Here is a 3703-nt window from a genome sequence, read left to right on the forward strand (position 1 = left end):
ACCGCCGACCTCGCGCCGTTCCTGACGCTGGCGGGCGGCCTCCTCGGCCGCGGCCCTGTCGGCGGCCGCCTTTTCCGCAGCGGCCTTCTCGGTGGCGGCCTTGAGGGCGGCGGCGCGGGCCTTGTCCATCTCGATCCGGGCGCGGCGGCGCTGGCGCTCGATCTGGTCGGCCTCCATGTTGGTGCGCAGCAAGACCGGGCCGCCGCCGGTCATGGTCGCGCGCAGGCGCGCCACCCATTTCGCGGGCTCCCAGTAGGTCACGCGCGGATCGGTGAGGCCGCCGAGCGCCAGGATCGCCGGATAGGCCTTGGCCGCGACGTTGTCGTAGGGCGAGTACGACAGGATCGTCCGGAACGCCGCCTCGCTCTCGGCGGGGTTTCCCCATTCCGGCCATTCCGGCGGGGTCAGCGGCAGCTCGGCGTCGAGCATGGTGTTGAGCACGTCGACGAAGGGCACGTCGGCGACGATGCCGGCGAACAGCTCGGGGGCGAGGTTGGCCACCGCCCCCATCAGCATGCCGCCGGCGCTGCCGCCATGCGCGACGATCCGCTTCTCCGACGTGTAGTTCGCGGCGATCAGCGCCCGGGCGCAGGCGACGAAGTCTGAGAAGGTGTTGGGCTTCTTTTCGCGCTTGCCGTCGAGGTACCAGCGCCAGCCCTTCTCGGTGCCGCCGCGGATGTGGGCGATGGCGTAGACGAAGCCGCGGTCGACCAGGCTCAGCAGGTTGGTGCGGAACGCCGCCGGCATCAGCGTGCCGTAGGCGCCGTAGCCGTAGAGCAGCAGCGGCGCCGACCCGTCGAGGACGAGGTCGCGCCGGTGCAGCAGCGAGATCGGGACCTGCTCGCCGTCGGCGGCGGTCGCGAACAGGCGCCGGGTGACGTAATCCTCCGGCGCGTGCCCGCTCGGGATGGTCTGGCGCTTGCGCAGGAGCCGGGCGCGGGTGGCGCAATCGTAGTCCCAGGTCTCCGTCGGCGTCGTCATGGACGAGTAGGCGAACCGGATCGTCGCCGTCTCGAACGCGTAGCCGGGCTGGAGGCCGAGCGAGTAGGCCTCCTCGGCGAACGCCACCGCATGCTCCTCGCGGGTCGCGAGGTCGCGCACGATGATCCGCGGGCGGGCGTTCTCCACCTCGAGGCGGACCAGATGCGCCGCGAGCACGTGCAGGTGGCGGATCATGGTGCCGGCGCGGTGCGGCACGAGGTCGGTCCAGTGCGCCCGGCCCGGGTCGGCCACCGGGGCGGTGACGATCTTGAAGTCCTCGGCGCCGTCGGCGTTGGTGAGGATGTAGAGATCCGTCCCGCGATGCTCGACCGAGTAGATCAGCAGCGGCTCGCGCGGCTGCACCACGCGCAGGCGCCCGTCCGGCGCGGCGCGGTCCAGGAGGTGGACCTCCGAGGTCTCGTGGTCGCTCGCGGTGATGGTGAGGTAGCCGCCCGACTGCGTCGCCCCGATATGGACGAAGAACCCGGAATCGCGCTCGGTGTAGACCGGGAGGTCGTCGGCCTGGTCCGCGCCGAGGCGGTGGTACATCACCCGTGCCGGCCGGTGGTTGGCGTCGACCGCCACGTACCAGAAGCCCATGCCGTCGGCCGACCACACCGCCTCGCCGGAGGTCGCCTCGACCCGGTCCGGCGCGTCGGTCCCGGTGGCGAGGTCGCGTACGCGGATGGTGTGGAGCTCCGAGCCCTTGGTGTCTGCGCCCCAGGCCAGGCGGGCGTGGTCGTCGGAATGGGCGGCCCCGGCGATCTCGAAGAACGCCTGGCCCGCGCCCTCCTCGTCGCCGTCGATCAGAATCTCTTCAGCCCCCGCGTCGTCGACGGAACCGGTCGGCCGGCGACAGATCAGCGGGTGCTGGCCGCCGTCGCGGTGGCGGTTGTAATAGGCGAACGGCCCATCCGGGGTCGGCACGCCGCTGTCGTCCTCGCGGATGCGGCCGCGCATCTCGGCGACCAGGGTCCTGCGCAGCGGCGCCGCGTCGGCGAGCGCAACCTGCGCGTAGTCGTTCTCGGACTTCAAGTAGTCCGCGATGTCCGCGGGCAGGGCTGCCGGGTCCTTGAGGACATCCTGCCAGTTCTCGGCCTTCAACCAGGCGTAGTCATCGGTGATGGTGCGGCCATGGACGACGTAGCTGTGCGGCCGGCGCGGCGCCTTCGGTGCGTCGGATGCGGGCGGGACGTGAGCCGTTTCGAACGCCATCTGAAATTTCCCGTGGAGAATCTTCGAGCCTGCGCATGTGCCGTGCGGCCCGTTCCCGGACAAGACCCGGCGTCGAAACGCTCGCGATCGGATGGTGTTGGCCGGGCGGGGCATCGCGCGGACGGGGTGCCCGGGCCGAGCGCGGCCGCGCCAGGGTTTGACCAGGACGAGGGCTTGGCGAGGACGAGGGCTTGATGCGGACGAGGACTTGGCGAGGACTTGGCTTGACAGCTTTCGCCGCGAGGCTCTCGGTGGCGGGCGGCGGCGTGGCGTCCGCCGAGGGAGGCGCAATCAGAGGTAGCGAAACTCGCCGCCAGCACTTCGCCCTTGAGTAGGCATCTGTTTCAGCGATGTCGGCAAGCTGAAATATTCTTCCGGATAGTTGACGTTGCGTATCCAAGCTGCCGTCGAGCAACTTGCGGCCGATCTGCAAATATCCTATTGAGATGTCGTGGCGAAAGGGGTCGCCGCATTTCACTCAGCACTTGCGGGCAGGACGACCATTGTTGCGGGAATGCCCGCATCGCACCACGAGACGTCGGGGCCGATGGTCCGCGCCGCTCGGGACGCGTCGACTGCCTCAGCGTCCAGGGGACATCGCCGAACATGAACGACACAGACACCACGGTCGATTACGTGGAACTCGCCGCCGACATCGTGTCGGCTTACGTCAGCAACAATCCGGTCCCCCCGGGCGAGCTGGCGCAGCTGATCGGCCGCGTCCACGCTTCGCTGGTGCAGGTCGCGGGCGGGCAGGTCGAGGCGGCCGCCCCCGCCGGTCCGCTGACGCCGGCCGTGCCGGTGAAGAAGTCCGTCACCGCGGACCACATCATCTGCCTGGAGGACGGCCGGACCTTCAAGTCGCTCAAGCGCCACCTGCGCGCCAAGTACGACATGAGCCCCGAGCAGTACCGCGCCAAGTGGGGCCTGCCGCCGGATTACCCGATGGTCGCACCGAACTACGCCAAGGCCCGCTCAGACCTCGCCAAGGCGATCGGCCTCGGCCAGACCCGCAACGGCAACTACGACGAAGCCGCCTGAGGCGGCCGGAGGCGAAGCCGGGGCGCACCCGGCTTCGCTCGCGCTGCCAGAGGAACGAACCTTGCACTGCCTCAGTCCTGTCCCGTGAGCGGTCTGTTCCGATGAGCGATCCCAAGATCCCCACCGACGACCTCGACAAGGCGAACGACGTCCTGGCGGAGTGGGCCGCCCGGTCCGCGGCCGACAGCGACGGGCTGGTCGAGCGGCTCGCCGCGATGGGCTACGACGTTCGCGGCAAGTCCGAGGACGAGATCGCCGAGGTGCTGAAGCATCCGCCGACCCAACCCACGGCGTGAGCTGCGTGACGCTCCACAGCGCGCGGGCCGTCAAGTCTTGATCTAGGACGATTTTCAAGACTCTCCTGTTTCCTTCGCCGTGACGAAGATCGTTCGCGTTGGGAACAAAACATGAACAAAACTCCTCAGGCCCGGACCGCCCGCCCCGTGGCCGTGCCGCGCGCGGAGGC

At 69.7% G+C, this 3703-nt stretch carries 3 protein-coding genes; 2 read left to right on the forward strand and 1 reads right to left on the reverse strand.

The features are described 5' to 3' along the window. On the reverse strand, window positions 1–2196 hold a 2196-nt coding region (locus FV223_RS22580; RefSeq protein WP_187276213.1), incomplete at its 3' end, for a S9 family peptidase. 606 nt (window positions 2197–2802) lie between these two features. On the opposite strand from FV223_RS22580, the gene FV223_RS22585 reads away from it, so the two are divergent. Together FV223_RS22585 and FV223_RS22590 are read left to right on the forward strand one after the other, a co-directional pair. Further along, the gene (locus FV223_RS22585; protein ID WP_147729091.1) at window positions 2803–3237 is read left to right on the forward strand and encodes a MucR family transcriptional regulator; all 435 of its coding nucleotides are present in this window, start codon (window positions 2803–2805) and stop codon (window positions 3235–3237) included. Between the two features lie 101 nt (window positions 3238–3338). After that, a complete protein-coding gene (locus FV223_RS22590) occupies window positions 3339–3533 on the forward strand; it encodes a hypothetical protein (RefSeq protein ID WP_147729092.1) in 195 nt (64 codons plus the stop codon). The last annotated feature ends 170 nt before the right edge of the window (window positions 3534–3703 follow it).

Source organism: Methylobacterium sp. WL116, from assembly GCF_008039455.1.
GTDB lineage: Bacteria > Pseudomonadota > Alphaproteobacteria > Rhizobiales > Beijerinckiaceae > Methylobacterium.

Coding starts and splice junctions, on each gene's coding strand:
- FV223_RS22585 (WP_147729091.1), top strand. CDS start 2,803: ATGAACGACACAGACACCACGGTCGATTACGTGGAACTCGCCGCCGAC.
- FV223_RS22590 (WP_147729092.1), top strand. CDS start 3,339: ATGAGCGATCCCAAGATCCCCACCGACGACCTCGACAAGGCGAACGAC.